The organism is Streptomyces sp. MGP-P1 (assembly GCF_057766565.1).
On sequence record NZ_JBYMEM010000007.1, the window covers coordinates 2,155,671 to 2,180,233 of the forward strand.

A 24,563-nucleotide genomic window follows, 5' to 3' on the forward strand; every position below is an offset into this window, starting at 1 on the left:
CCGCGTGCCCGCATGCCTGAAACTCCCTCCAGCAACCCGGAGACCCCCCAGATGAAGCGTCACCTCATCTCGGCCGCCGACCTCACCCGCGACGACGCCGTCCTGATCCTCGACACCGCCGAGGAGATGGCCAGGGTCGCGGACCGGCCGATCAAGAAGCTCCCCACCCTGCGCGGCCGTACCGTCGTCAACCTCTTCTTCGAGGACTCGACCCGCACCCGCATCTCCTTCGAGGCGGCCGCCAAACGGCTGTCCGCCGACGTCATCAACTTCTCCGCCAAGGGGTCGTCCGTCTCCAAGGGCGAGTCCCTGAAGGACACCGCGCTGACCCTGGAGGCGATGGGCGCCGACGCCGTCGTCATCCGGCACGGCGCCTCCGGAGCCCCCTACCGGCTCGCCACCTCCGGCTGGATCGACGGGGCCGTGGTCAACGCCGGCGACGGCACCCACGAACACCCCACCCAGGCCCTGCTGGACGCCTTCACGATGCGCCGCCGGCTCGTCGGCGCCGACGTCGGGCTCGGCCGCGACCTGGACGGCCGCCGCATCACGATCGTCGGCGACATCCTGCACAGTCGTGTCGCCCGCTCCAACGTCCACCTGCTCACCACGCTCGGCGCGCACGTCACCCTGGTGGCCCCGCCCACCCTGGTCCCCGTCGGCGTCGAGAAGTGGCCCTGCGACGTCAGCTACAGCCTCGACGACGTGCTGGCGAAGTCCGATGCGGTGATGATGCTGCGTGTGCAGCGTGAACGGATGAACGCCGCGTACTTCCCGACCGAGCGCGAGTACTCCCGCCGCTACGGCCTGGACGGCGAGCGGATGGCGAAGATGCCCGAACACGCCATCGTCATGCACCCCGGCCCGATGGTCCGCGGCATGGAGATCACCGCCGAGGTCGCCGACTCCGACCGCTGCACGGTCGTCGAGCAGGTCGCCAACGGCGTCTCCATCCGCATGGCCGTGCTCTACCTGCTGCTCGGCGGCTCCGACACCGCGCTGTCCGCCGCCCCCGCCCGTACCGAGGAGAACAAGTAACCATGAGCAAGATCATTGTCCGCGGTGCGCGGATCCTCGGCGGCGAGCCGCAGGACGTACTGATCGACGGGGAGACCGTCACCGAGGTGGGCACCGGCCTCGACGCCGCCGGCGCCACCGTGATCGAGGCCGAGGGGCAGATCCTGCTGCCCGGCCTGGTCGACCTGCACACCCATCTGCGCGAGCCCGGCCGCGAGGACTCCGAGACCGTCCTCACCGGCACCAAGGCCGCGGCCGTCGGCGGCTTCACCGCCGTGCACGCCATGGCCAACACCTTCCCCGTCGCCGACACCGCCGGCGTCGTCGAGCAGGTCTGGCGCCTCGGCAAGGAGTCCGGCTACTGCGACGTCCAGCCCGTGGGCGCCGTCACCGTCGGCCTGGAGGGCAAGCAGCTCGCCGAGCTCGGCGCGATGCACGACTCCGCCGCCGGGGTGAAGGTCTTCTCCGACGACGGCAAGTGCGTCGACGACGCGGTGATCATGCGCCGCGCCCTGGAGTACGTGAAGGCCTTCGACGGCGTCGTCGCCCAGCACGCCCAGGAGCCCCGCCTCACCGAGGGCGCCCAGATGAACGAGGGCATCGTCTCCGCCGAACTCGGGCTCGGCGGCTGGCCCGCCGTCGCCGAGGAGTCGATCATCGCCCGCGACGTCCTCCTCGCCGCCCACGTCGGCTCCCGCGTCCACATCTGCCACCTCTCCACGGCCGGCTCCGTGGAGATCGTCCGCTGGGCCAAGTCCAAGGGCTGGAACGTCACCGCCGAGGTCACCCCGCACCACCTCCTCCTCACCGACGAGCTGGTCCGCACCTACAACCCGGTCTACAAGGTGAACCCGCCGCTGCGCACCGAGGCCGACGTCCTGGCCCTGCGCGAGGCGCTCGCCGACGGCACGATCGACTGCGTCGCCACCGACCACGCCCCGCACCCGCACGAGGACAAGGACTGCGAGTGGGCCGCGGCCGCCATGGGCATGGTGGGCCTGGAGACCGCGCTCTCGGTCGTCCAGCAGACGATGGTGGACACCGGCCTGATGGACTGGGCGGGCGTCGCGGACCGCATGTCCTTCCGCCCCGCGGCCATCGGCCGGCTCGAAGGACACGGCCGCCCCGTCTCGGCGGGTGAGCCCGCCAACCTCACTCTGGTCGATCCGGCATACCGTGGAGCCGTGGACCCCGCGGGCTTCGCGTCCCGCAGCCGAAACACCCCCTACGAGGGCCGTGAGCTGCCGGGCCGCGTCACCCACACCTTCCTGCGGGGCCGTGCCACGGTCGTCGACGGGAAGCTCGCGTGACAACTCTGACCCCCCTGTACCACCTGGCCGCCGAGCAGAAGTCGGCGGAAGTGACGGACTGGGCCGCCCGCATCGCCTGGGTGATCGGCCTGTTCGTCTTCATCGCCTTCGTCTACTGGCTGATGCGCCAGGGCTGGAAGTGGCGCGCCAGCCTCCAGTCCGATCTGCCGGAGCTCCCGGCCACCCCCGAGGACTTCGACGGCGACGAGACGCTGCTGACGCTCCACGGGCGCTACCACGCCTCCACCACCGCCGGGCAGTGGCTCGACCGGATCGTCGCGCACGGCCTCGGCACCCGCAGCCGCACCGAGCTCACGCTCACCGCCCGCGGCCTGGACGTCGTACGCCCCGGGGCGGCCGACTTCTTCATCCCGGCCGACGCCCTGCGCGAGGCCCGCCTCGACAAGGCGCTCGCGGGCAAGGTCCTTCCCGAGGGCGGCCTGCTGATCATCACCTGGGCGCACGGCGAGACGCTGATCGACTCCGGCTTCCGCTCCGACCACGCAGCCGAGCACCAGGCCTGGGTCGACGCCGTCAGCCGGCTCACCGGCGCACCGGCCGCCACGGAACTCACCAGCACCCCTACGGAAGGCACCGCACGATGACGATCTCCACCCGGGGGGCCCAGACCCCCGCCGTACTCGTCCTGGAGGACGGCCGCGCCTTCCGCGGCCGTGCCTACGGGGCCGTGGGGGAGACCTTCGGCGAAGCGGTGTTCTCCACCGGCATGACCGGCTACCAGGAAACGCTGACCGACCCCTCGTACCACCGCCAGGTCGTCGTCATGACGGCCCCGCACGTCGGCAACACCGGCGTGAACGACGAGGACCCCGAGTCCGCTCGCATCTGGGTCTCCGGCTACGTCGTCCGCGACCCCGCCCGCAAGCCCTCCAACTGGCGCTCCCAGCGCTCGCTGGACGAGGAACTGGCGGCGCAGGGCGTCGTCGGCATCAGCGGCGTCGACACCCGCGCCCTCACCCGCCACCTGCGCGAGCGCGGCGCGATGCGCGTCGGGATCTTCTCCGGCGAGGCGCTGGCCGACGAGGCCGCACTGCTGGCCAGGGTCCAGCAGGCACCCGAGATGGTGGGCGCCGACCTCTCCGCCGAGGTCGCCACCAAGGAGGCCTACGTCGTCCCCGCGATCGGCACGAAGAAGTTCACCGTCGCTGCGATCGACCTCGGCATCAAGGGTATGACCCCGCGCCGGATGGCCGAACGCGGCATCGAGGTGCACGTGCTGCCCGCCACCGCCACGCTGGAGGAGGTGTACGCCGTGAACCCGGACGGCGTCTTCTTCTCCAACGGCCCCGGCGACCCGTCCACCGCCGACCACCCGGTCGCCCTCATGCGCGGCGTCCTGGAGCGCTCCACCCCGCTCTTCGGCATCTGCTTCGGCAACCAGATCCTCGGCCGCGCGCTCGGCTTCGGCACCTACAAGCTGAAGTACGGCCACCGCGGCATCAACCAGCCGGTGCAGGACCGCACCACAGGCAAGGTCGAGGTCACCGCGCACAACCACGGCTTCGCCGTCGACGCCCCGCTGGACCAGGTCTCCGACACGGAGTTCGGCCGGGCCGAGGTCTCCCACGTCTGCCTGAACGACCAGGTGGTCGAGGGCCTCCAGCTCCTGGACCGGCCCGCCTTCAGCGTCCAGTACCACCCCGAGGCGGCCGCGGGCCCGCACGACGCCGCGTACCTCTTCGACCGTTTCACCACCCTGATGGAGGGCCAGCGTGCCTAAGCGCTCCGATATCCAGTCCGTCCTGGTCATCGGCTCCGGTCCGATCGTCATCGGCCAGGCCGCCGAGTTCGACTACTCCGGCACCCAGGCCTGCCGCGTCCTCAAGGCCGAGGGCCTGCGCGTCATCCTGGTGAACTCCAACCCGGCGACGATCATGACCGACCCGGAGATCGCCGACGCCACCTACGTCGAGCCGATCACCCCCGAGTTCGTCGAGAAGATCATTGCCAAGGAGCGCCCCGACGCGCTCCTGCCCACCCTCGGCGGCCAGACCGCGCTGAACACCGCGATCTCCATGCACGAGAACGGCGTCCTGGAGAAGTACGGCGTCGAGCTCATCGGCGCCAACGTCGAGGCGATCAACAAGGGCGAGGACCGCGACCTCTTCAAGGGCGTCGTCGCGGCCGTCAAGGAGAAGATCGGCTACGGCGAGTCCGCCCGCTCCGTCATCTGCCACACCATGGACGACGTCATCGCCGGCGTCGACACCCTCGGCGGCTACCCCGTCGTCGTCCGCCCCTCCTTCACCATGGGCGGCGCCGGCTCCGGCTTCGCCCACGACGAGGAGGAGCTGCGCCGCATCGCCGGACAGGGCCTCACGCTCTCCCCGACCACCGAGGTGCTCCTGGAGGAGTCCATCCTCGGCTGGAAGGAGTACGAGCTGGAGCTGATGCGCGACAGGAACGACAACGTCGTGGTCGTCTGCTCCATCGAGAACTTCGACCCGATGGGCGTCCACACCGGCGACTCCATCACCGTCGCCCCGTCGATGACGCTCACCGACCGCGAGTACCAGCGGCTGCGCGACGTCGGCATCGCGATCATCCGCGAGGTCGGCGTCGACACCGGCGGCTGCAACATCCAGTTCGCCATCGACCCCGCCGACGGCCGGGTCATCGTCATCGAGATGAACCCGCGCGTCTCCCGCTCCTCGGCGCTCGCCTCCAAGGCGACCGGCTTCCCGATCGCCAAGATCGCCGCCAAGCTGGCCGTCGGCTACACCCTGGACGAGATCCCCAACGACATCACCGAGAAGACGCCGGCCTCCTTCGAACCGACCCTCGACTACGTCGTCGTCAAGGCCCCGCGCTTCGCCTTCGAGAAGTTCCCCTCCGCCGACTCCACCCTCACCACCACCATGAAGTCGGTGGGCGAGGCCATGGCGATCGGCCGGAACTTCACCGAGGCCCTCCAGAAGGCCCTGCGCTCCCTGGAGAAGAAGGGCTCGCAGTTCGCCTTCACCGGCCCGGTCGGCGACAAGGCCGAGCTGCTGGCCGAGGCGGTCCGCCCCACCGACGGCCGCATCAACACCGTCATGCAGGCGATCCGGGCCGGAGCCACCCAGGAGGAGGTCTTCGACTCCACGAAGATCGACCCCTGGTTCGTGGACCAGCTCTTCCTGATCAAGGAGATCGCCGACGAGCTGGCCTCCGCGGAGCGCCTGGACGCCGACCTGATCGCCGAGGCCAAGCGGCACGGCTTCTCCGACACCCAGATCGGCGAGATCCGCGGGCTGCGCGAGGACGTCGTCCGCGAGGTCCGGCACGCGCTGGGCATCCGCCCGGTCTACAAGACCGTCGACACGTGCGCCGCCGAGTTCGCCGCGAACACGCCGTACTTCTACTCCTCCTACGACGAGGAGAGCGAGGTCGCGCCCCGCACCAAGCCGGCCGTGATCATCCTCGGCTCGGGCCCCAACCGCATCGGCCAGGGCATCGAGTTCGACTACTCCTGCGTGCACGCCTCCTTCGCCCTGAGCGACGCGGGCTACGAGACCGTCATGGTCAACTGCAACCCGGAGACCGTCTCCACCGACTACGACACCTCCGACCGGCTCTACTTCGAGCCGCTCACCCTGGAGGACGTCCTGGAGATCGTGCACGCCGAATCGCTGGCGGGCCCGATCGCCGGTGTCATCGTGCAGCTCGGCGGCCAGACCCCGCTCGGCCTCGCGCAGGCACTCAAGGACAACGGCGTGCCCGTCGTCGGCACCTCCCCGGAGGCCATCCACGCCGCCGAGGACCGGGGCGCGTTCGGCCGGGTCCTGGCCGAGGCCGGACTGCCCGCGCCCAAGCACGGCACCGCCACCACCTTCGCCGAGGCCAAGGCCATCGCCGACGAGATCGGCTACCCCGTCCTCGTACGACCGAGCTACGTCCTCGGCGGGCGCGGCATGGAGATCGTGTACGACGAGACGCGCCTCGCCTCGTACATCTCCGAGTCCACCGAGATCAGCCCCACCCGGCCGGTCCTGGTCGACCGCTTCCTCGACGACGCCATCGAGATCGACGTGGACGCCCTCTACGACGGCACCGAGCTGTACCTCGGCGGCGTCATGGAGCACATCGAGGAAGCCGGCATCCACTCCGGCGACTCGGCCTGCGCCCTCCCCCGATCACGCTCGGCGGCTTCGACATCAAGCGGCTGCGCGCCTCCACCGAGTCCATCGCCAAGGGCGTCGGCGTCCTCGGACTGATCAACATCCAGTTCGCGCTCTCCGGCGACATCCTCTACGTCCTGGAGGCCAACCCGCGCGCCTCCCGCACGGTCCCCTTCACCTCGAAGGCGACCGCCGTGCCGCTCGCGAAGGCCGCCGCCCGCATCTCGCTGGGCGCGACCATCGCCGAGCTGCGCGCGGAGGGCCTGCTGCCCAGGACCGGCGACGGCGGCACCCTGCCGCTGGACGCGCCGATCTCCGTCAAGGAGGCCGTGATGCCGTGGTCGCGCTTCCGCGACATCCACGGCCGGGGCGTCGACACGGTCCTCGGCCCGGAGATGCGCTCCACCGGCGAGGTCATGGGCATCGACTCGGTCTTCGGCACGGCGTACGCCAAGTCGCAGGCCGGCGCCTACGGCCCGCTGCCCACCAAGGGCCGCGCGTTCATCTCGGTCGCCAACCGCGACAAGCGCTCGATGATCTTCCCGGCCCGCGAGCTGGTCGCCCACGGCTTCGAGCTGATGGCCACCTCCGGCACCGCCGAGGTCCTCAAGCGCAACGGCATCAACGCCACCGTCGTGCGCAAGCAGTCCGAGGGCCCCGGGCCCAACGGCGAGAAGACGATCGTCCAGCACATCCACGACGGCGAGGTCGACCTCATCGTCAACACGCCGTACGGCACCGGCGGCCGGCTCGACGGCTACGACATCCGCACCGCGGCCGTCGCCCGCTCCGTACCGTGCCTGACCACGGTCCAGGCGCTCGCCGCCGCCGTCCAGGGCATCGACGCCCTCAACCACGGCGACGTCGGGGTCCGTTCCCTCCAGGAACACGCGGAACACTTGATCGCGGCCCGCGACTAGCAGCCGAGAGGGGGACACCGTCGGACGGTGTCCCCCTCTCTGTGAGCCCTGTCGTTCGGGAGAGCCCCGTCGAGCACACCGAGCACCAAGGACATCCCTTCATGTACAAGCTCTTCTTCCGGCTGGTCTTCAAGCGGATGGACCCCGAGAAGGCCCACTACGCCGCCTTCCGCTGGATCCGCCTCGCCGCCCGGATCCCCGTCCTGCGCACCTTCGTCGCCGCCACCCTCGCCCCGCGCTTCGAGGAGCTGCGCACCGAGGCCCTCGGCCTGCGGATGCACGGCCCCTTCGGCCTCGCAGCCGGCTTCGACAAGAACGCCGTCGCCATCGACGGCATGGCGATGCTCGGCTTCGACCACATCGAGATCGGCACCGTCACCGGCGAACCGCAGCCGGGCAACCCCAAGAAGCGACTCTTCCGGCTGGTCGCGGACCGTGCGCTGATCAACCGCATGGGCTTCAACAACGAGGGCTCCGCCGCCGTCGCCGCCCGCCTGGCCGCCCGCAACCCGGTCTTCCGCACCACGGTCGGCGTCAACATCGGCAAGACCAAGACCGTCCCGGAGGCCGAGGCCGCCGCCGACTACGTGAAGTCCACCGAGGCGCTGGCCGGCCACGCCGACTACCTGGTCGTCAACGTCTCCTCACCCAACACCCCCGGCCTGCGCAACCTCCAGGCCACCGAGTCGCTGCGCCCGCTGCTCACCGCCGTGCGCGAGGCGGCCGACCGCACCGTCACCACCCGGCGCGTCCCGCTGCTCGTCAAGATCGCCCCGGACCTCGCGGACGAGGACGTCGACGCCGTCGCCGACCTCGCCGTGGAGCTGGGCCTGGACGGCATCATCGCCACCAACACCACCATCGCGCGGGAGGGCCTGGGCCTGAAGTCGGCCCCCTACCTGGTGGGGGAGACCGGCGGACTGTCCGGCGCGCCCCTCAAGGAGCGCTCACTGGAGGTCCTGAGCCGCCTGTACGCCCGTGTGGGGGACCGGATCACGCTGGTGGGCGTCGGGGGCGTCGAGAACGCCGAGGACGCCTGGCAGCGCATCCTCGCCGGAGCCACCCTCGTCCAGGGCTACAGCGCCTTCGTCTACGAAGGTCCCTTCTACGCCCGCGCGATCCACAAGGGCCTCGCCGCCCGGCTCGCCACCTCCCCGTACGCCACCCTCGCCGAGGCCGTCGGCGCCGAGACCCGGAAGAAGGCCGCCCTGTGACGCCCGAACCCTTCGGCGCCCGCCTGCGCCGCGCCATGGACACCCGCGGGCCGCTCTGCGTCGGCATCGATCCGCACGCCTCCCTGCTCACCTCCTGGGGCCTCGACGACGACATCGCCGGCCTGGAGCGCTTCACCCGGACCGTCGTGGAGGCGCTGGCCGACCGGGTCGCCGTCCTCAAGCCGCAGTCCGCGTTCTTCGAGCGCTTCGGCTCGCGCGGCGTCGCCGTCCTGGAGAAGGCCGTCGAGGAGGCACGCGCCGCCGGGGCGCTCGTGCTGATGGACGCCAAGCGCGGCGACATCGGCTCCACCATGGACGCCTACGCGGCGACCTACCTGGACAAGGACTCCCCGCTCTTCTCGGACGCGGTCACGCTCTCCCCGTACCTGGGCTTCGGCTCGCTGCGCCCGGCGCTCGACGCGGCCGCCGCCTCCGGCGCGGGCGTCTTCGTCCTCGCCCTCACCTCCAACCCGGAGGGCGCCGAGGTCCAGCGCGCCACGGCGGCCGACGGCCGCTCGCTCGCCCAGCTGATGCTCGACCACATGGCCGCCGAGAACGCCGGGGCCGTCCCGCTCGGCTCGGTCGGCGCGGTGGTCGGTGCGACGCTCGGCGACGCCGGGGTGAACCTGGCGATCAACGGGCCGCTCCTCGCGCCCGGCATCGGCGCCCAGGGCGCGACCCCGGCGGATCTTCCGGCGGTGTTCGGCGAAGCGGTGGGCAACGTGGTCCCCAGCGTGAGCCGGGGCGTGCTGCGCCACGGCCCGGACGTGTCCGGGCTGCGCGAAGCAGCCGAACGGTTCGCGGACGAGATCCGCGGGGCCGTATCCGGCAGTTGACCCTGACACGTTTACAGCGTGTTGACGAAATACTGACGAGAAACCTGGTCGATATGTCGCGAAAATCCTGGTCGGCCACAGCTGACCAGGACTTTTCGTCTGTTCTCGCTGACTACAGCGGCCCTTGCCGCTAGTCTCCGTCGAGAGCGGCCGAGCACAGTGTGTTCTCCGCTCACCTGGTGGGTGGCGTCCAGCTTCCCCGCCGGTCCGTATCCGACAGATCGACATCCGAGGTGACGTAGGCGTGGCTCTTCCGCCCCTTACCCCTGAACAGCGCGCAGCCGCGCTCGAAAAGGCCGCCGCGGCTCGCCGGGAGCGGGCCGAGGTCAAGAATCGACTCAAGCACTCCGGCGCTTCCCTCCACGAGGTCATCAAGCAGGGCCAGGAGAACGACGTCATCGGGAAGATGAAGGTCTCCGCACTGCTCGAATCCCTGCCGGGCGTCGGCAAGGTCCGCGCCAAGCAGATCATGGAGCGTCTCGGCATCTCCGAGAGCCGCCGGGTCAGGGGTCTTGGCTCCAATCAGATCGCGTCCTTGGAGCGTGAGTTCGGCGGCAGCCCCGCCTGACGTTCTCAGGCACTCCTGAGAACGGGGATAATCGCCCCATGGCTGCAACATCCCGGGGGACGTCCCCCGTACCCCCGGACGTACGTCCGCGGCTGACCGTGCTCTCCGGCCCCTCAGGGGTCGGCAAGAGCACGGTCGTCGCTCATATGCGCACCGTGCACCCCGAGGTCTGGCTCTCCGTGTCGGCGACGACACGCAAGCCACGCCCCGGGGAGCGCAACGGTGTGCACTACTTCTTCGTGGACGACGAGGAGTTCGACAAGCTCGTCGCCAACGGCGAACTGCTGGAGTGGGCCGAGTTCGCGGGCAACCGCTACGGCACGCCCCGGCGCGCCGTGCTCGACCGCCTGGAGGCCGGTGAACCGGTCCTGCTGGAGATCGACCTCCAGGGCGCCCGGCTGGTCCGCCAGTCGATGTCCGACGCGCGCCTGGTCTTCCTGGCCCCGCCGAGCTGGGAGGAGCTGGTGCGCCGGCTCACCGGCCGGGGCACCGAGGCGCCCGAGGTCATCGAGCGCCGGCTCGCCGCCGCGAAGATCGAACTGGCCGCCGAGGCCGAGTTCGATACGACGCTCGTCAACACCTCCGTCGAGGACGTGGCGCGTGAGCTGCTAACGTTGATGCTTCAGGCCTAGACCCCTGCGATCGCGCAGATCGCTCGGATCTTTGATCTACACCCCCTTCGGAAGGCAGAGAGTGTCCTCTTCCATCACCACGCCCGAGGGCATCATCAACCCGCCGATTGATGAGCTCCTCGAAGCCACCGACTCGAAGTACAGCCTGGTGATCTACGCGGCCAAGCGCGCCCGCCAGATCAACGCGTACTACTCGCAGCTCGGTGAAGGCCTCCTTGAGTACGTCGGTCCGCTCGTCGACACCCACGTGCACGAGAAGCCGCTCTCGATCGCACTCCGCGAGATCAACGCGGGCCTGCTGACCTCCGAGGCCATCGAGGGCCCCGCGCAGTAACGCAGAAGCACCACGGCACCTCACCTCAGGCCCGGCGGCCCGTCCGCCGGGCCTGAGGCGTGTCCGGGGCCGGACGAACCCGGTCCGCGCGGTGAGGCAGCATGGGACGCACACGTATGGGACGCATACGTTGCCTTACGTTGCCGAGTGCGGGGAGACGCAGTGGACAAGCCGAAGGTCGTCCTGGGGGTCAGCGGGGGCATCGCCGCCTACAAGGCGTGCGAGCTGCTGCGCCGGCTGACCGAGTCCGGCCACGACGTACGGGTCGTCCCGACCGCCGCGTCGCTGCACTTCGTGGGGGCCGCCACCTGGTCGGCGCTCTCCGGCCACCCGGTCTCCGACGAGGTCTGGCAGGACGTCCACGAGGTCCCGCACGTGCGGATCGGGCAGGGCGCCGACCTCGTGGTGGTCGCCCCGGCCACCGCGGACATGCTGGCCAAGGCCGCCCACGGGCTCGCCGACGACCTGCTCACCAACACGCTCCTGACCGCCCGCTGTCCGGTGGTCTTCGCCCCCGCGATGCACACCGAGATGTGGGAGCACCCGGCCACCCAGGAGAACGTCGCCACCCTGCGTCGCCGGGGAGCCGTCGTCATCGAGCCCGCCGTCGGGCGGCTCACCGGGGTCGACACCGGCAAGGGACGGCTCCCCGACCCCGGCGAGATCTTCGAGGTCTGCCGCCGGGTGCTGGCGCGCGGGGTCACCGAACCCGACCTCGCGGGTCGCCATGTGGTGATCAGCGCCGGCGGCACGCGCGAGCCGCTCGACCCGGTGCGCTTCCTGGGCAACCGCTCCTCCGGCAAGCAGGGGTACGCGCTGGCGCGCACCGCGGTGGCCCGGGGGGCGCGGGTGACGCTGATCGAGGCCAACACCGGGCTGCCCGACCCGGCCGGGGCCGACGTCCTCCGCGTCGGCACGGCCGTCCAGCTGCGCGAGGCCGTGCTGAAGGCCGCACCCGGCGCGGACGTCATCGTGATGGCGGCCGCGGTGGCCGACTTCCGTCCCGCCGCGTACGCCTCCGGCAAGATCAAGAAGAAGGACGGCGAGGAGGCGCCCGTCGTCACCCTGGTCCGTAACCCCGACATCCTCGCCGAGGTCGCCGGCGAGCGGGCCCGCCCGGATCAGATCGTCGTCGGATTCGCCGCCGAGACCGACGACGTCCTGGTCAACGGCCGTGCGAAGCTCCGCCGCAAGGGCTGCGACCTCCTCGTGGTCAACGAGGTGGGGGAGCGCAAGACCTTCGGCTCGGAGGAGAACGAAGCGGTCGTCCTCGCCGCCGACGGCCAGGAGACGCCGGTGCCGTACGGCCCCAAGGAAGCGCTCGCCGACACGGTCTGGGATCTGGTTTCGGGCAGGTTCCGGCCGATTTCACAATCAACCCTCCGGGCGGGCGAAATCGTTCCATAAGGTCTGAAATACGGGCCGGGAAGGGTGGATTGTCCTACTGGTTCCCTGCGTGGCGCACGTCACGAACCTCCCAAAGGGCGAGACACCTGCCCCGGTGGCCCGATGCGACCGATAAACTAGCCGACGGTACGCGCCGAGCGCAGCTCTCGGTCGTGCCACCCATGATCAGCCAGCAGCCGCTGCAACCCCAGGGAGCGATGTGTCCCGCCGTCTCTTCACCTCGGAATCCGTTACCGAGGGTCACCCCGACAAGATCGCTGACCAGATCAGCGACACGATTCTCGACGCGCTCCTGCGCGAGGACCCCTCCTCGCGCGTCGCCGTCGAGACCTTGATCACCACCGGTCTGGTGCATGTCGCGGGCGAGGTCACCACCAAGGCCTACGCCGACATCCCCAACCTCGTGCGCAACAAGGTTCTGGAGATCGGTTACGACTCCTCCAAAAAGGGCTTCGACGGTGCTTCCTGTGGCGTCTCGGTGTCGATCGGCGCGCAGTCGCCGGACATCGCGCAGGGCGTCGACACCGCGTACGAGAAGCGGGTCGAGGGTGATGAGGACGAGCTCGACAAGCAGGGCGCGGGCGACCAGGGCCTGATGTTCGGCTACGCCTGCGACGAGACCCCGGAGCTGATGCCGCTCCCGATCCACCTCGCGCACCGCCTCTCCCGGCGGCTGTCCGAGGTGCGCAAGAACGGGACCATCCCCTACCTGCGCCCCGACGGCAAGACCCAGGTCACCATCGAGTACGACGGTGACAAGGCGGTGCGTCTGGACACGGTGGTCGTCTCCTCGCAGCACGCCTCCGACATCGATCTGGACTCGCTGCTCGCGCCCGACATCCGCGAGTTCGTCGTCGAGCACGTCCTCGCACAGCTCGTCGAGGACGGCATCAAGCTGGACACCGAGGGCTACCGCCTGCTGGTGAACCCGACCGGCCGCTTCGAGATCGGCGGCCCGATGGGCGACGCCGGCCTGACCGGCCGCAAGATCATCATCGACACCTACGGGGGCATGGCCCGGCACGGCGGCGGCGCCTTCTCGGGCAAGGACCCGTCCAAGGTCGACCGCTCCGCCGCGTACGCGATGCGCTGGGTCGCCAAGAACGTCGTGGCCGCCGGTCTCGCCGCGCGCTGCGAGGTCCAGGTCGCCTACGCGATCGGCAAGGCCGAGCCCGTCGGCCTCTTCGTCGAGACCTTCGGCACCGCCGCGGTCGACACCGAGAAGATCGAGAACGCGATCGGCGAGGTCTTCGACCTCCGCCCGGCCGCGATCATCCGCGACCTCGACCTGCTCCGCCCGATCTACGCCCAGACCGCCGCCTACGGCCACTTCGGCCGCGAGCTGCCGGACTTCACCTGGGAGCGCACCGACCGCGTGGACGCCCTGCGCGCCGCCGCCGGTCTGTAGCGAGACCCGCCCGCGTACGACAGCGGGGCGGGCGCCATCGAGAACGACAGCGGGGTCCGGACACCGAACGCGGTGACCGGGCCCCGCTGCCGTGCCCCCGCCGCTGTCAGTGCTCTCTGGTAGGAATTCAGCTGTGAGCAGCGAGAACGAGCAGTCCGCCGAACCCGGTGCCGGGGAGCCGGAGCAGCTTGCGCTGATCCGGGAGACCGTGCGCCGGGCGAAGGCGCCGCGTGCCAAGCCGCGCACCTGGCGCGGCGCGGCCCTCGCCGATGAGCTGCCCGTCGCCCGCGTCCTGGTCAACAAGGGCGTCCTTCACCTCGACCAGTACTTCGACTACGCGGTCCCCGAGGAGCTGGACGCGGACGCGCAGCCGGGCGTCCGGGTGCGGGTCCGCTTCGGGGCCGGAGGGCGCAATATCCAGGGCGGGCGGCGGGAGGGCGGCGGGCTGATCGACGGCTTCGTCGTCGAGCGCCGCGCCGACTCCGACTACCGGGGGGCGCTGGCAGCCCTCGCCTCCGTGGTCTCCCCGGAGCCGGTCCTTGGGCCCGACCTGCTCGCCCTCTGCCGCGCCGTCGCCGACCGGTACGCGGGCAGCCTCGCCGATGTCCTCCAGCTCGCCGTCCCGCCCCGCAACGCCCGCGCCGAGTCCAAACCCTCACCGGACCCGCTGCCCCCGCCCCCCGCCCCGGAGCCGGGCACCTGGGAGCGGTACGGCCAGGGCCGGGCCTTCCTGCGCGCGCTGGCCGAGGGGGCGCCCCGCGCGCGGTGTGGACCGCCCTGCCGGGCCCGCACTGGCCCGCCGAGATCGCCGGGGCCGTCGCCGCGACGCTCTCCTCCGGGCGCGGCGCGCTCGTCGTCGTCCCGGACGGACGGGCCGCCGGACGGGTCGACGCGGCCCTGACCGAGGCGCTCGGCGGCGGACGGCACGCCCTGCTGACCGCCGACTCCGGCCCCGAGAAGCGCTACCGGCAGTGGCTCGCGGTGCGCCGGGGCTCGGTGCGGGCGGTCGTGGGGACCAGGGCCGCCATGTTCGCCCCCGTCCAGGACCTCGGCCTGGTCGTCGTCTGGGACGACGGGGACTCCAGCCACAGCGACGACAACGCCCCCTTCCCGCATGTCCGCGAGGTCCTGGAGCTGCGGTCGGCGCAGGGCCGCTGCGGCTTCCTCCTCGGCGGGACCAGCTGCACGGTCGAGGCCGCCCAGCTCGTGGAGAGCGGCTGGGCGCTGCCGCTCCTCGCCGACCGCGAGCGGCTGCGCCGGGCCGCGCCCCTCATCCGTACGGTCGGGGACGGCGAGCTGGCCCGGGACGGCGCCGCCCGCACCGCCCGGCTGCCCAGCCTCGCCTGGGGGGCCGTGCGCGACGGTCTGCGCAGCGGGCCGGTGCTGGTCCAGGTGCCCCGCCGGGGTTACGCCCCCCGCCTCGCCTGCGAACGCTGCCGCACCCCCGCCCGCTGCCGGCACTGCGCCGGCCCCCTCCAGGCCCCGGACCAGCAGGATCTGAACTGCGCCTGGTGCGGGAGGGCCGAGCGGGCCTGGCACTGCGCCCAGTGCGGCGCGACCCGGCTGCGCGCCCAGATCGTCGGCGCCCGCCGCACGGCGGAGGAGCTGGGCCGGGCCTTCCCCGCCGTGCCCGTCCGCACCTCGGGGCGCGACCACATCCTGGACGCGGTGCCCGACACCCCGGCCCTCGTCGTCAGCACGCCCGGCGCGGAGCCCGTGGCCGAAGGCGGCTACGCGGCGGCCCTGCTCCTGGACGGCTGGGCCATGCTGGGCCGGCCCGATCTGCGCGCGGGGGAGGAGGCGCTGCGCCGGTGGACGGCGGCGGGGGCGCTGGTGCGGGGCCAGGACGAGGGCGGCACGGTGGTGATCGTGGCCGAGCCGACGGAGCGCGCGGTGCAGGCGCTGGTCCGCTGGGACCCGGCGGGATTCGCCCGGCGGGAGCTGGCGGAGCGGGCCGAGCTGGGCTTTCCGCCGGTCTCCCGGATGGCCTCGGCGACCGGCCCCGCCGAGGCCCTGGCCGCGTTCCTCCGGACCGCCGGGCTGCCGCCGGAGGCCGAGATCCTGGGTCCGGTGCCGATTCCGTCGGCCGAGCCCGGCAGGCCCCGCCGGTCGGGGGACGCCCCGCCGGGCGAGACCTGGGAGCGGGTCCTGATCCGGGTGGTCCCGGGGCGGGGGGCGGCGCTCGCCCGCGCCCTGAAGACGGCGCTCGCGGCCCGCATGGCCAAGGGGGCGAACGACCCGGTGCGCATCAGGATCGATCCGTCCGACATCGGCTGAGCCCGCGGGGGAGGCTCCTGCGGGGGCCTCGGCCCCGGACAGCCCCTGGACCCCGGACAGGGGACTGCCCCGCCGTGCGACCGGCACGGTGGGGCAGAGGGGCGGCGCCCGGTCAGCCGTTGCGGGGGCCCGGGAAGGCGCCGGGACGCAGCTCCTCGCGGACCGGCCGGTCCGCGAGAGGCTGCGGCGGCATCGAGCGGGCCGCCGGGACCGAGGGCACCGGGGAGCCGGACCCCCCGGCGGAGGAACCGGCCGGCCCGCTCCCTACGGAGACCGGGCGCGGCACGGCCGTGCTCTCGCCGCCCGTCTCGGCGGTGGGCTGCGGCGTGGCCCGGCGCGTTCCGTAACGGCGGTGCACGGCCTGCTTGGTGACGCCGAGGGCGGAGCCCACCGCGTCCCAGGAGAAGCCCAGGGAGCGGTCGAAGTCCACCGCGGCCGTGACCAGCGTCTCGACGCTGTCCCGCAGTTCCTGCGCGAGGCGGACGGTGGGGGCCGGGGCCCTGCCGTAGACGACGAAGCCCGCGGAGGGGCCGGAGCGGCGCGGACGGTAGACGTTGCCCAGCTGGGCGGTGAGGGTGCGCAGCGCGTCCACCTGCCGCCGGACCCGCTCGATGTCCCGCACCAGAAGATGCAGACTGGCCCGCGCTTGGGCGTCGTGGGTTGCGTGGTCGGCCATGAAGAAGCCTCTCGAACCGGCGTTGAAAGGGATCGGGCCGCATCGGGGCGGCCCGCTTCGGTCAATCTCCTTTGACCAACGCCCGAGCCGGGTATGTGGTCACGCTATCGGGGCGTATGTGCATATGCACGGGGCGTGCGCGGCGCGCGTACGCCCCCCGGTCGCCGCCCCCGCGCAAGGGAGCGGCCGGGCCCCGGTCAGGAGCACACCCCTAGACTGGTGTGCTGCTCGTCACCGTACGTCTTGGCCCGAGAGGCAGTCAGCCACCCATGAAGCTCGTCTTCGCCGGCACCCCCGAAGTCGCCGTCCCCGCACTGGACGCCCTGATCGCCTCCGGCCGCCACGAGGTGGCCGCCGTCGTGACCCGCCCCGACGCCCCCGCCGGCCGGGGGCGTCGGCTCGTCGCGAGTCCGGTGGCCGAGCGGGCGGAGGAGGCCGGGATCGAGGTGCTCAAGCCCGCGAAGCCCCGGGACGAGGAGTTCCTCGCCCGGCTGCGCGAGATCGCCCCGGACTGCTGCCCGGTCGTCGCCTACGGGGCGCTGCTGCCCAAGGTCGCCCTCGACGTGCCCGCCCGGGGCTGGGTCAACCTGCACTTCTCGCTGCTGCCCGCCTGGCGGGGCGCGGCGCCGGTCCAGCACGCGGTGATGGCCGGGGACGAGGTGACCGGCGCGTCGACCTTCCTGATCGAGGAGGGTCTGGACTCCGGCCCGGTCTACGGCGTCCTCACCGAGGAGGTCCGGCCCACCGACACCAGCGGCGACCTGCTCACCCGGCTCGCCTTCGCGGGCGCCGGGCTGCTCGCCGCCACCATGGACGGCATCGAGGACGGCACGCTGCACGCCGTGCCCCAGCCGCACGACGGCGTCACCCTGGCCCCGAAGATCACCGTCGAGGACGCCCAGATCCAGTGGTCCGCGCCCGCCCTGCGGGTCGACCGGGTGGTGCGCGGCTGCACCCCGGCCCCCGGCGCCTGGACCCTGTTCCGCGGCGAGCGGCTCAAGCTGATCCAGGCCACGCCGGTCCCAGACCGCACCGACCTGGCCCCCGGCGAGCTGTCGGCCGCCAAGAACAACGTGTACGTGGGCACCGGATCGCACGCGGTCGAGCTGCTCTGGGTCCAGCCGCAGGGCAAGAAGCCGATGAAGGGCGCCGACTGGGCGCGCGGCGTCCGCATCGTCCACGGCGAGCTGCTCGGCCTGTAGGGAGCCGCACCCCGAGCGACGGCGACGGGTCCGGGCGGCGTCCGCGGGCCCCGGGCTGCCGTTCGGGCGCCCGGGGGCGGCGACGTACGCTGGGAGGGTTCGCACCTCTCACCATCAGCGGAGCACCTTTCACGTGAACGACCAGCCGCGTCGCCGTCCCGCCAAGCCCCACCGCCGTCCGCAGAAGGACCCGGTCCGTTTCCTCGCCTTCGAGGCGCTCCGGGCCGTGGACGAGCGTGACGCGTACGCCAACCTCGTGCTGCCCCCGCTGCTGAAGAAGGCCCGTGCCAAGGGCGACTTCGACGGCCGGGACGCGGCGCTGGCGACCGAGCTGGTCTACGGGACGCTCCGCCGCCAGGGCACGTACGACGCGATCGTGGCGGCCTGCGTAGACCGGCCGCTGCGCGAGGTCGACCCGCCGGTCCTCGATGTCCTGAACATGGGCGTCCACCAGCTGCTCGGCACCCGTATCCCCACGCACGCGGCCGTCTCCGCCAGTGTGGAGCTGGCCCGGGTGGTGCTGGGGGAGGGGCGTGCGAAGTTCGTCAACGCGGTGCTGCGCAAGGTCACCGCGCACGACCTCGACGGCTGGGTGGAGAAGGTCGCCCCGCCGTACGACGAGGACGCCGAGGCCCACCTCTCCGTCGTGCACTCGCACCCCCGCTGGATCGTCTCCGCCCTCTGGGACGCGCTGGGCGGCGGCCGGGCGGGCATCGAGGACCTGCTGGAAGCCGACAACGAGCGGCCCGAGGTGACGCTGGCGGCCCGCCCCGGCCGTTCCACCACCGACGAGCTGGCCGAGGCGCTCGGCGAGGACAACTCCCTGCCGGGCCGCTGGTCCCCGTACGCGGTCCGGATGGCCGAGGGCGGCGAGCCCGGCGCGCTGGAGGCCGTCCAGGAGGGCCGGGCGGGCGTCCAGGACGAGGGCAGCCAGCTCGTCGCCGCCGCCCTGGCCGCCGCACTCGTCGAGGGCCGCGACACCCGCTGGCTGGACGGCTGCGCGGGGCCCGGTGGCAAGGCCGCCCTGCTCGCCGCCCTCGCCGCCGGGCGGGGCGCCGCCCTGCTCGCCGCCGAGAAGCAGCCGCACCGCGCCCGGCTGGTCGAGCGAACGCTCGCCGGCAACCCGGGCCCGTATCAGGTGGTCACCGCGGACGGCACCCGTCCGCCGTGGCTGCCCGGCACGTTCGACCGGATCCTGATGGACGTTCCCTGCTCCGGCCTGGGCGCTCTGCGGCGTCGACCCGAGTCGCGCTGGCGGCGTCGGGCCGGGGACCTGGAAGCCTTCGCCCCGCTCCAACGAGGCCTGCTGCGCGAGGCGTTCAAGGCCGTACGGGTCGGTGGCGTGGTCGGCTACGCGACCTGCTCGCCGCATCTCGCGGAGACCCGCGTGGTGGTCGAGGACGTCCTCAAGGGCCGGGGCGGGGAGCCGGTGGAGGCGGAGTGGATCGACGCCCGCCCGCTGATGCCCGGGGTGCCGGCGCTGGGGGACGGCCCCGACGTCCAGCTGTGGCCGCATCTGCACGGCACGGACGCGATGTACCTTGCGCTGCTGCGCCGGACCGGCTGAGCCTCCCGCACACGGGCGGGCCGCCGTGCGCGGCCGTCGGTCCCGCATGGCTCGATCTCCCCCTGGATCCCGGAGAACTCCGAGTGCTCCGAGCAGGGCAAAGGAACAGTAAAGCGCTGGCAAAATGCGCAGAATGTGCGAAGTGTGATGGCCTTGTGAGGCTTCGGAGCGCATCGAGGCGGGGAACCGGCGGCAGACGTGGCAGGCTTGGGTCATGGCGCAGATCAACCCCAGCATCCTGTCCGCCGATTTCGCGCGTCTCGCCGAGGAGGCGAAGGCCGTCGAGGGCGCGGACTGGCTCCACGTCGATGTCATGGACAACCACTTCGTGCCCAACCTGACCCTCGGCGTGCCGATCGTCGAGGCGCTCAGCAAGGCCACGGACACCCCGCTGGACTGCCACCTCATGATCGAGGACGCGGACCGCTGGGCCCCCCAGTACGTGGAGGCGGGGGCCGGGTCCGTCACCTTCCACGCGGAGGCGGCGGCGGCTCCGGTGCGCCTGGCGCGGGAGATCCGGGCGAAGGGGGCGCGCGCCTCGATGGCGCTCAAGCCCGCGACGCCCATCGAGCCGTACGAGGACCTGCTGCCCGAGCTGGACATGCTGCTGATCATGACGGTCGAGCCGGGCTTCGGCGGCCAGGCCTTCCTGGACATCATGCTGCCGAAGATCCGCCGCACCCGGGAGCTGATCAGCAAGCACGGGCTCGAACTGTGGCTCCAGGTCGACGGCGGGGTGTCGGCCACCACCATCGAGCGCTGCGCCGAGGCCGGAGCCGACGTCTTCGTGGCGGGCTCCGCGGTCTACGGGGCGCAGGACCCGGCCGCGGCGGTGCGGGAGCTGCGGGCCCAGGCGGACGCGGTCACGGCCGTCGCCCCCTGGGCATGCGGACACTGAACCAAGGGCAGATGAACGCGGTCCGACAGGGCCGATCAAGGATCGCCGGATCTGACAGGATGAACGGCGTATCGGGCGTGTGAACAGCAGTGAGGAGATCGCGGTGTCTGGCATCTCGGCGGGTCGGTCAGCCATGCGGATGGGACCCGCGGAGCTGGTGCAGGCGGCGGCCATGGCCCGCCGGTTCTACCTGGAGGGCAAGTCCAAGATCCAGATCGCCGAGGAGTTCGGCGTGAGCCGCTTCAAGGTGGCCCGGGTCCTGGAGACAGCCCTCGAACGCGATCTCGTACGCATCGAGATCCGGGTACCGGCCGAGCTGGACGCCGAACGCTCCGACGCCCTGCGGGCCCGTTACGGGCTGCGGCACGCGGTGGTCGTCGAGTCCCCGGCCGAGGAACAGGAGGACGCCCCCGACCCGGAGAACCTCGGCGAGGTCGCGGCCGACCTCCTCGGCGAGCTGGTCGTCGAGGGCGATGTGCTCGGCCTGGCCTGGGGCCGCTCCACCATCCACATGGCGGCCGCCCTCGACCGGCTCCCGCCGTGCACGGTCGTCCAGCTGACCGGCGTGTACGACGCGGGCACCGCCGAGCGCGGCTCGGTCGAGGCGGTCCGCCGGGCGGCGCAGGTCTCCGGCGGCGAGGCGCACCCCATCTACGCACCGATGCTGCTGCCCGACCCGGCGACGGCCGCCGCGCTGCGCGAGCAGACCGGCATCGCCCGGGCCTTCGAGTACTTCGACAAGGTGACGGTCGCCGCCGTCTCCATCGGTTCCTGGGAGCCGGGCATCTCCACGGTCCACGACATGCTCTCCGACGCCGAACGCGCCCATTACGCCTCGCTCGGCGTCGCCGCCGAGATGTCCGCGCACCTCTTCGACTCCGACGGCCGCCGGGTCGGCCGTGACCTGGGGGAGCGCTGCATCACCGTGGAGGCGGACCGGCTGCGCCGGATCCCCGAGGTGGTCGCGATCGCGGGCGGTCTGCGCAAGGCGGCGGCGATCGGCGCCGTGCTGCGCTCCGGACTCGTCACCAGCCTGGTGACGGACACCGCCGCGGCCGACTTCCTGCTCACCGAGTCCCCTGCGGGCGTCCGTCCGGCACTGGAGCGGGCCGACCCCGACGGGGAGTGACGGGCGGGGACACACCGAGGGCCGTGCACCGCATCCGGTGCACGGCCCTCGGTGTGTCCCCGCCCGCCGCGTTCAGCCCGCCGGCGGGGCCTTGGCCACGTACGGGGCGGGGGCGGCGGTCTCGGTGCGCGCGGACGGAACGCCCAGCACGGTCTCCTCCAGATACTCCTCGGGCTCCTCGTACTGGCCCACGTCGGCGGGGTTGTAGCGCGGCGTCCGGCGGGACCAGTCCAGGTTGCCGCGCATCCAGCTCCGCATCCCGTCGAGATAGGGCACCAGCATCCCGGACAGCTCCGGATACAGCTCCAGCAGCTCGTCCTCGGCGGTCAGGAACCGCTCGGTCTCCCTCGCGAGGCGCTCCGCGACGTGGTCCAGCGCCTGCTGCTCCCCGAAACCCCGGTGGTGGCGGACCAGGTGGACCAGGTTGTGGATCTCGCCGAGCACCTGCTCCTTCTCGAAGGAGTACACGTCGTTGGCCCAGCACACGTGGTTGCACGCGGCTTCCAGGGCGGTGATGAAGCGGGGGTCGTTGTGGATCGACTCCGGCGCGTCGATGCCCGCCACGATCTCTATGAGGTCCATGCAGACGTGGATGGCCCCGGTGTGCCGCCGCTTGGCGATGTAGGTGTCCTCCGAGGGCACCACGTCCTCGGCGCGGTTCCCCGCCTCCCAGGTCGTGGCGGTCGTGAGGTAGGTGACCAGGTGCCAGGCGAACCGGGTCCGCCAATGCGGGGCGGCGTTCGGCATCGTGCGTTTCCACAGGTCGGACAGGGCCGTCACGGCTGCCGGGACGTCCTCGCCCGGCAGCGGCTCGGGGGCGGAGCCGTCGACCACCGCGCGCATCCGGTCGACGACGTCTCTCACCCGGTCGGGCGAACGCCCGAGGTGGCCGTCGTCGAGCTGGTCGTCGACCAGGAAGAGCCAGACGAACCAGTCGGCCACCAGATCGAGGTGTTCCTCGTCGGCGGTCGGATAGACCATGCCGACGAACGCCCCGAAATCGGCCTGTTCGAATCGGTTCCTCGCGGACTCGCGGTGGACCAGGCCCGTCCGTCTGGTCCAGCTGTCCAGATGCCCACGGGTGTGCGCCACGTGCGGGTTGGTCCGCTGTGGGAACGGGCAGTAGATGTCCGGCAGTTCGCTGTCCACAGGCGGATCGGGATCCTCTCCGGTCAAACGGTGTGCCCAGGGGTGCCGATGAGCCGGATCGACGCTTCGGACACCCACGGGACCTGCGGGTTTGAAGCTACCTGACCCCTTGTCACCCGGTCCAGGGATGGTGATCACCAATGATTCGAATCGTGTTCGGGTAGGGTCCGTGGGTAAGGCAGGTTCCACTTGCCCGGAGCCCCCGACCGCCTCTTCGCGCCACTTCGGAGGAAGAGACGAACGCGGGGGTCCTTTGTTGTGTCTTCGTGGAAACGACCTGCACCGTTTCGTATGAAAAAATGAGTGTTATGCGTTTTCTTGAGCCGGGCACCGGTCGCTACACAGAGTCCCCCGCGGTCCCGTACGACCTCACGTACGACGACGTCTTCATGGTCCCGGGCCGTTCCGCGGTCGGCTCCCGCCAGGGTGTGGACCTCTCGTCGCCCGACGGAACCGGCACCACCATTCCGCTCGTGGTCGCCAACATGACCGCCATCGCGGGCCGCCGGATGGCCGAAACCATCGCCCGCCGGGGCGGCCTCGTCGTCATCCCCCAGGACATCCCGATCGAGGTCGTCACCGACGTCATCTCCTGGGTCAAGACCCGCCACCTCGTCCTCGACACCCCGATCGAGCTGGCCCCCGGCCAGACCGTCGCCGACGCGCTGTCCCTGCTGCCCAAGCGGGCCCACGGCGCGGGCGTCGTCGTCGACGCCGACCGCCGTCCGGTGGGCGTCGTCACCGACCACGACCTCACGGGCGTCGACCGCTTCACCCAGCTCTCCGAGGTCATGTCCAAGGACCTGGTGCTGCTCGACGCGGACATCGACCCGCGCGACGCCTTCAACAAGCTCGACGGCGCCAACCGCAAGCTCGCCCCCGCGGTCGACGCGCAGGGACGCCTCGTCGGCATCCTCACCCGCAAGGCCGCCCTGCGCGCCACGCTCTACACCCCCGCCACCGACGCCGAGGGCAAGCTGCGCGTCGCGGCCGCCGTCGGCATCAACGGCGACGTGGCCGGCAAGGCCAAGCAGCTCCTGGACGCCGGCGCGACGTCCTCGTCGTCGACACGGCCCACGGTCACCAGGAGTCCATGATCAGCGCGGTGAAGGCCGTGCGGGCGCTCGACCCGCGGGTGCCGATCGTCGCGGGCAACGTCGTCGCCGCCGAGGGCGTGCGCGACCTGATCGAGGCGGGCGCGGACATCATCAAGGTCGGCGTCGGCCCCGGCGCCATGTGCACCACCCGGATGATGACGGGCGTCGGCCGCCCGCAGTTCTCCGCCGTCCTGGAGTGCGCCGCCGAGGCGAAGAAGCACGGCAAGCACGTCTGGGCGGACGGCGGTGTCCGGCACCCGCGCGACGTCGCGATGGCGCTCGCCGCCGGCGCGTCCAACGTGATGATCGGCTCCTGGTTCGCGGGGACGTACGAGTCGCCCGGCGACCTCCAGCAGTCCGCCGACGGCCGCTTCTACAAGGAGTCCTTCGGGATGGCCTCGGCCCGCGCCGTGAAGAACCGCACCTCGGACGAGTCCGCGTACGACCGCGCCCGCAAGGCGCTCTTCGAGGAGGGCATCTCCACCTCGCGGATGTTCCTCGACCCGACACGCCCGGGAGTCGAGGACCTCGTCGACTCGATCATCGCGGGCGTCCGCTCCTCCTGCACCTACGCCGGCGCCGGCTTCCTCGCCGAATTCGCCGAGAAGGCGGTCGTCGGCGTCCAGAGCGCCGCCGGTTACGCCGAGGGCAAGCCGCTCCACGCCAGCTGGAGTTGATCCCGGAATCACCGCAACGACCCTGCCCCCTCCGGCACTTCGCTCCGGAGGGGGCAGGGTCGTTTCCGGGGCGACGGAGGCGGCGCGGGGGTGCGCTTCAACTTCGTTGAATGGTAAGTAATAT

Annotated in this window: 17 protein-coding genes and 3 pseudogenes; 18 read left to right on the forward strand and 2 right to left on the reverse strand. The window is 71.9% G+C overall.

Annotated elements, in window-relative coordinates; translation table 11 throughout:
- Positions 1–51 precede the first annotated feature (51 nt).
- The 13 genes and pseudogenes from AC3CH1_RS31250 to AC3CH1_RS31310 all read left to right on the forward strand — a co-directional run bounded on the left by AC3CH1_RS31250 (position 52) and on the right by AC3CH1_RS31310 (position 16,044).
- Positions 52–1,038 carry an aspartate carbamoyltransferase catalytic subunit gene (locus tag AC3CH1_RS31250; protein WP_488466780.1) on the forward strand — a complete coding sequence of 329 codons (987 nt, stop codon included), beginning with the start codon at positions 52–54 and terminating at the stop codon, positions 1,036–1,038.
- Between the two features lie 2 nt (positions 1,039–1,040).
- Positions 1,041–2,327 carry a dihydroorotase gene (locus AC3CH1_RS31255; protein ID WP_488465940.1) on the forward strand — a complete coding sequence of 429 codons (1,287 nt, stop codon included), beginning with the start codon at positions 1,041–1,043 and terminating at the stop codon, positions 2,325–2,327.
- Positions 2,324–2,932 carry a PH-like domain-containing protein gene (locus tag AC3CH1_RS31260; RefSeq protein WP_488465941.1) on the forward strand — a complete coding sequence of 203 codons (609 nt, stop codon included), beginning with the start codon at positions 2,324–2,326 and terminating at the stop codon, positions 2,930–2,932. The genes AC3CH1_RS31255 and AC3CH1_RS31260 overlap by 4 nt, the downstream gene beginning before the upstream one ends.
- On the forward strand, positions 2,929–4,068 hold the full coding sequence (carA, locus tag AC3CH1_RS31265; protein WP_488465942.1) for a glutamine-hydrolyzing carbamoyl-phosphate synthase small subunit: 1,140 nt from the start codon (positions 2,929–2,931) through the stop codon (positions 4,066–4,068). The genes AC3CH1_RS31260 and carA overlap by 4 nt, the downstream gene beginning before the upstream one ends.
- Positions 4,061–7,368: pseudogene (gene carB / locus AC3CH1_RS31270) on the forward strand (carbamoyl-phosphate synthase large subunit). The gene carA and the pseudogene carB overlap by 8 nt, the downstream one beginning before the upstream one ends.
- Before the next feature lie 101 nt (positions 7,369–7,469).
- Positions 7,470–8,582: a quinone-dependent dihydroorotate dehydrogenase gene (locus AC3CH1_RS31275; RefSeq protein ID WP_488465943.1), complete on the forward strand. Its 1,113-nt coding sequence runs from the start codon at positions 7,470–7,472 to the stop codon at positions 8,580–8,582.
- On the forward strand, positions 8,579–9,418 hold the full coding sequence (gene pyrF, locus AC3CH1_RS31280; RefSeq protein ID WP_488465944.1) for an orotidine-5'-phosphate decarboxylase: 840 nt from the start codon (positions 8,579–8,581) through the stop codon (positions 9,416–9,418). The genes AC3CH1_RS31275 and pyrF overlap by 4 nt, the downstream gene beginning before the upstream one ends.
- A 244-nt stretch (positions 9,419–9,662) precedes the next feature.
- Positions 9,663–9,986 carry an integration host factor gene (locus AC3CH1_RS31285; RefSeq protein WP_003970367.1) on the forward strand — a complete coding sequence of 108 codons (324 nt, stop codon included), beginning with the start codon at positions 9,663–9,665 and terminating at the stop codon, positions 9,984–9,986.
- Between the two features lie 38 nt (positions 9,987–10,024).
- Positions 10,025–10,618 carry a guanylate kinase gene (gene gmk / locus AC3CH1_RS31290; RefSeq protein WP_026290991.1) on the forward strand — a complete coding sequence of 198 codons (594 nt, stop codon included), beginning with the start codon at positions 10,025–10,027 and terminating at the stop codon, positions 10,616–10,618.
- Between the two features lie 61 nt (positions 10,619–10,679).
- Positions 10,680–10,952 (forward strand): DNA-directed RNA polymerase subunit omega, encoded by a 273-nt coding sequence (gene rpoZ / locus AC3CH1_RS31295; RefSeq protein WP_003970369.1) that lies wholly within the window; start codon positions 10,680–10,682, stop codon positions 10,950–10,952.
- Positions 10,953–11,114: 162 nt separating this feature from the next.
- The gene (gene coaBC / locus AC3CH1_RS31300) at positions 11,115–12,359 is read left to right on the forward strand and encodes a bifunctional phosphopantothenoylcysteine decarboxylase/phosphopantothenate--cysteine ligase CoaBC (protein WP_488465945.1); all 1,245 of its coding nucleotides are present in this window, start codon (positions 11,115–11,117) and stop codon (positions 12,357–12,359) included.
- 199 nt (positions 12,360–12,558) lie between these two features.
- Positions 12,559–13,767, forward strand: coding sequence for a methionine adenosyltransferase (gene metK, locus AC3CH1_RS31305; protein ID WP_381765343.1), 1,209 nt, complete (start codon positions 12,559–12,561; stop codon positions 13,765–13,767).
- A gap of 133 nt (positions 13,768–13,900) precedes the next feature.
- Positions 13,901–16,044, forward strand: a pseudogene (locus AC3CH1_RS31310) (primosomal protein N').
- Positions 16,045–16,156: 112 nt separating this feature from the next.
- Here the strand turns inward: AC3CH1_RS31310 and AC3CH1_RS31315 are convergent.
- The gene (locus AC3CH1_RS31315) at positions 16,157–16,720 is read right to left on the reverse strand and encodes a hypothetical protein (protein ID WP_488465946.1); all 564 of its coding nucleotides are present in this window, start codon (positions 16,718–16,720) and stop codon (positions 16,157–16,159) included.
- A gap of 269 nt (positions 16,721–16,989) precedes the next feature.
- Here AC3CH1_RS31315 and fmt point away from each other — a divergent pair, with 269 nt between their 5' ends.
- The 4 genes from fmt (at position 16,990) to AC3CH1_RS31335 (ending at position 21,516) form a co-directional block, all read left to right on the forward strand.
- The gene (gene fmt / locus AC3CH1_RS31320; RefSeq protein WP_488465947.1) at positions 16,990–17,922 is read left to right on the forward strand and encodes a methionyl-tRNA formyltransferase; all 933 of its coding nucleotides are present in this window, start codon (positions 16,990–16,992) and stop codon (positions 17,920–17,922) included.
- A gap of 133 nt (positions 17,923–18,055) precedes the next feature.
- Positions 18,056–19,489 carry an RsmB/NOP family class I SAM-dependent RNA methyltransferase gene (locus AC3CH1_RS31325; protein ID WP_488465948.1) on the forward strand — a complete coding sequence of 478 codons (1,434 nt, stop codon included), beginning with the start codon at positions 18,056–18,058 and terminating at the stop codon, positions 19,487–19,489.
- 214 nt (positions 19,490–19,703) lie between these two features.
- Positions 19,704–20,387 carry a ribulose-phosphate 3-epimerase gene (gene rpe, locus AC3CH1_RS31330; RefSeq protein WP_018960548.1) on the forward strand — a complete coding sequence of 228 codons (684 nt, stop codon included), beginning with the start codon at positions 19,704–19,706 and terminating at the stop codon, positions 20,385–20,387.
- A gap of 133 nt (positions 20,388–20,520) precedes the next feature.
- A complete protein-coding gene (locus AC3CH1_RS31335) occupies positions 20,521–21,516 on the forward strand; it encodes a sugar-binding transcriptional regulator (RefSeq protein WP_018960549.1) in 996 nt (331 codons plus the stop codon).
- Positions 21,517–21,588: 72 nt separating this feature from the next.
- Here AC3CH1_RS31335 and AC3CH1_RS31340 read toward each other — a convergent pair whose 3' ends face one another.
- A complete protein-coding gene (locus AC3CH1_RS31340; protein WP_488465949.1) occupies positions 21,589–22,665 on the reverse strand; it encodes a terpene synthase family protein in 1,077 nt (358 codons plus the stop codon).
- Between the two features lie 308 nt (positions 22,666–22,973).
- Between AC3CH1_RS31340 and AC3CH1_RS31345 the strand changes: the two are divergent.
- Positions 22,974–24,439: pseudogene (locus tag AC3CH1_RS31345) on the forward strand (GuaB1 family IMP dehydrogenase-related protein).
- Positions 24,440–24,563: the final 124 nt, after the last annotated feature.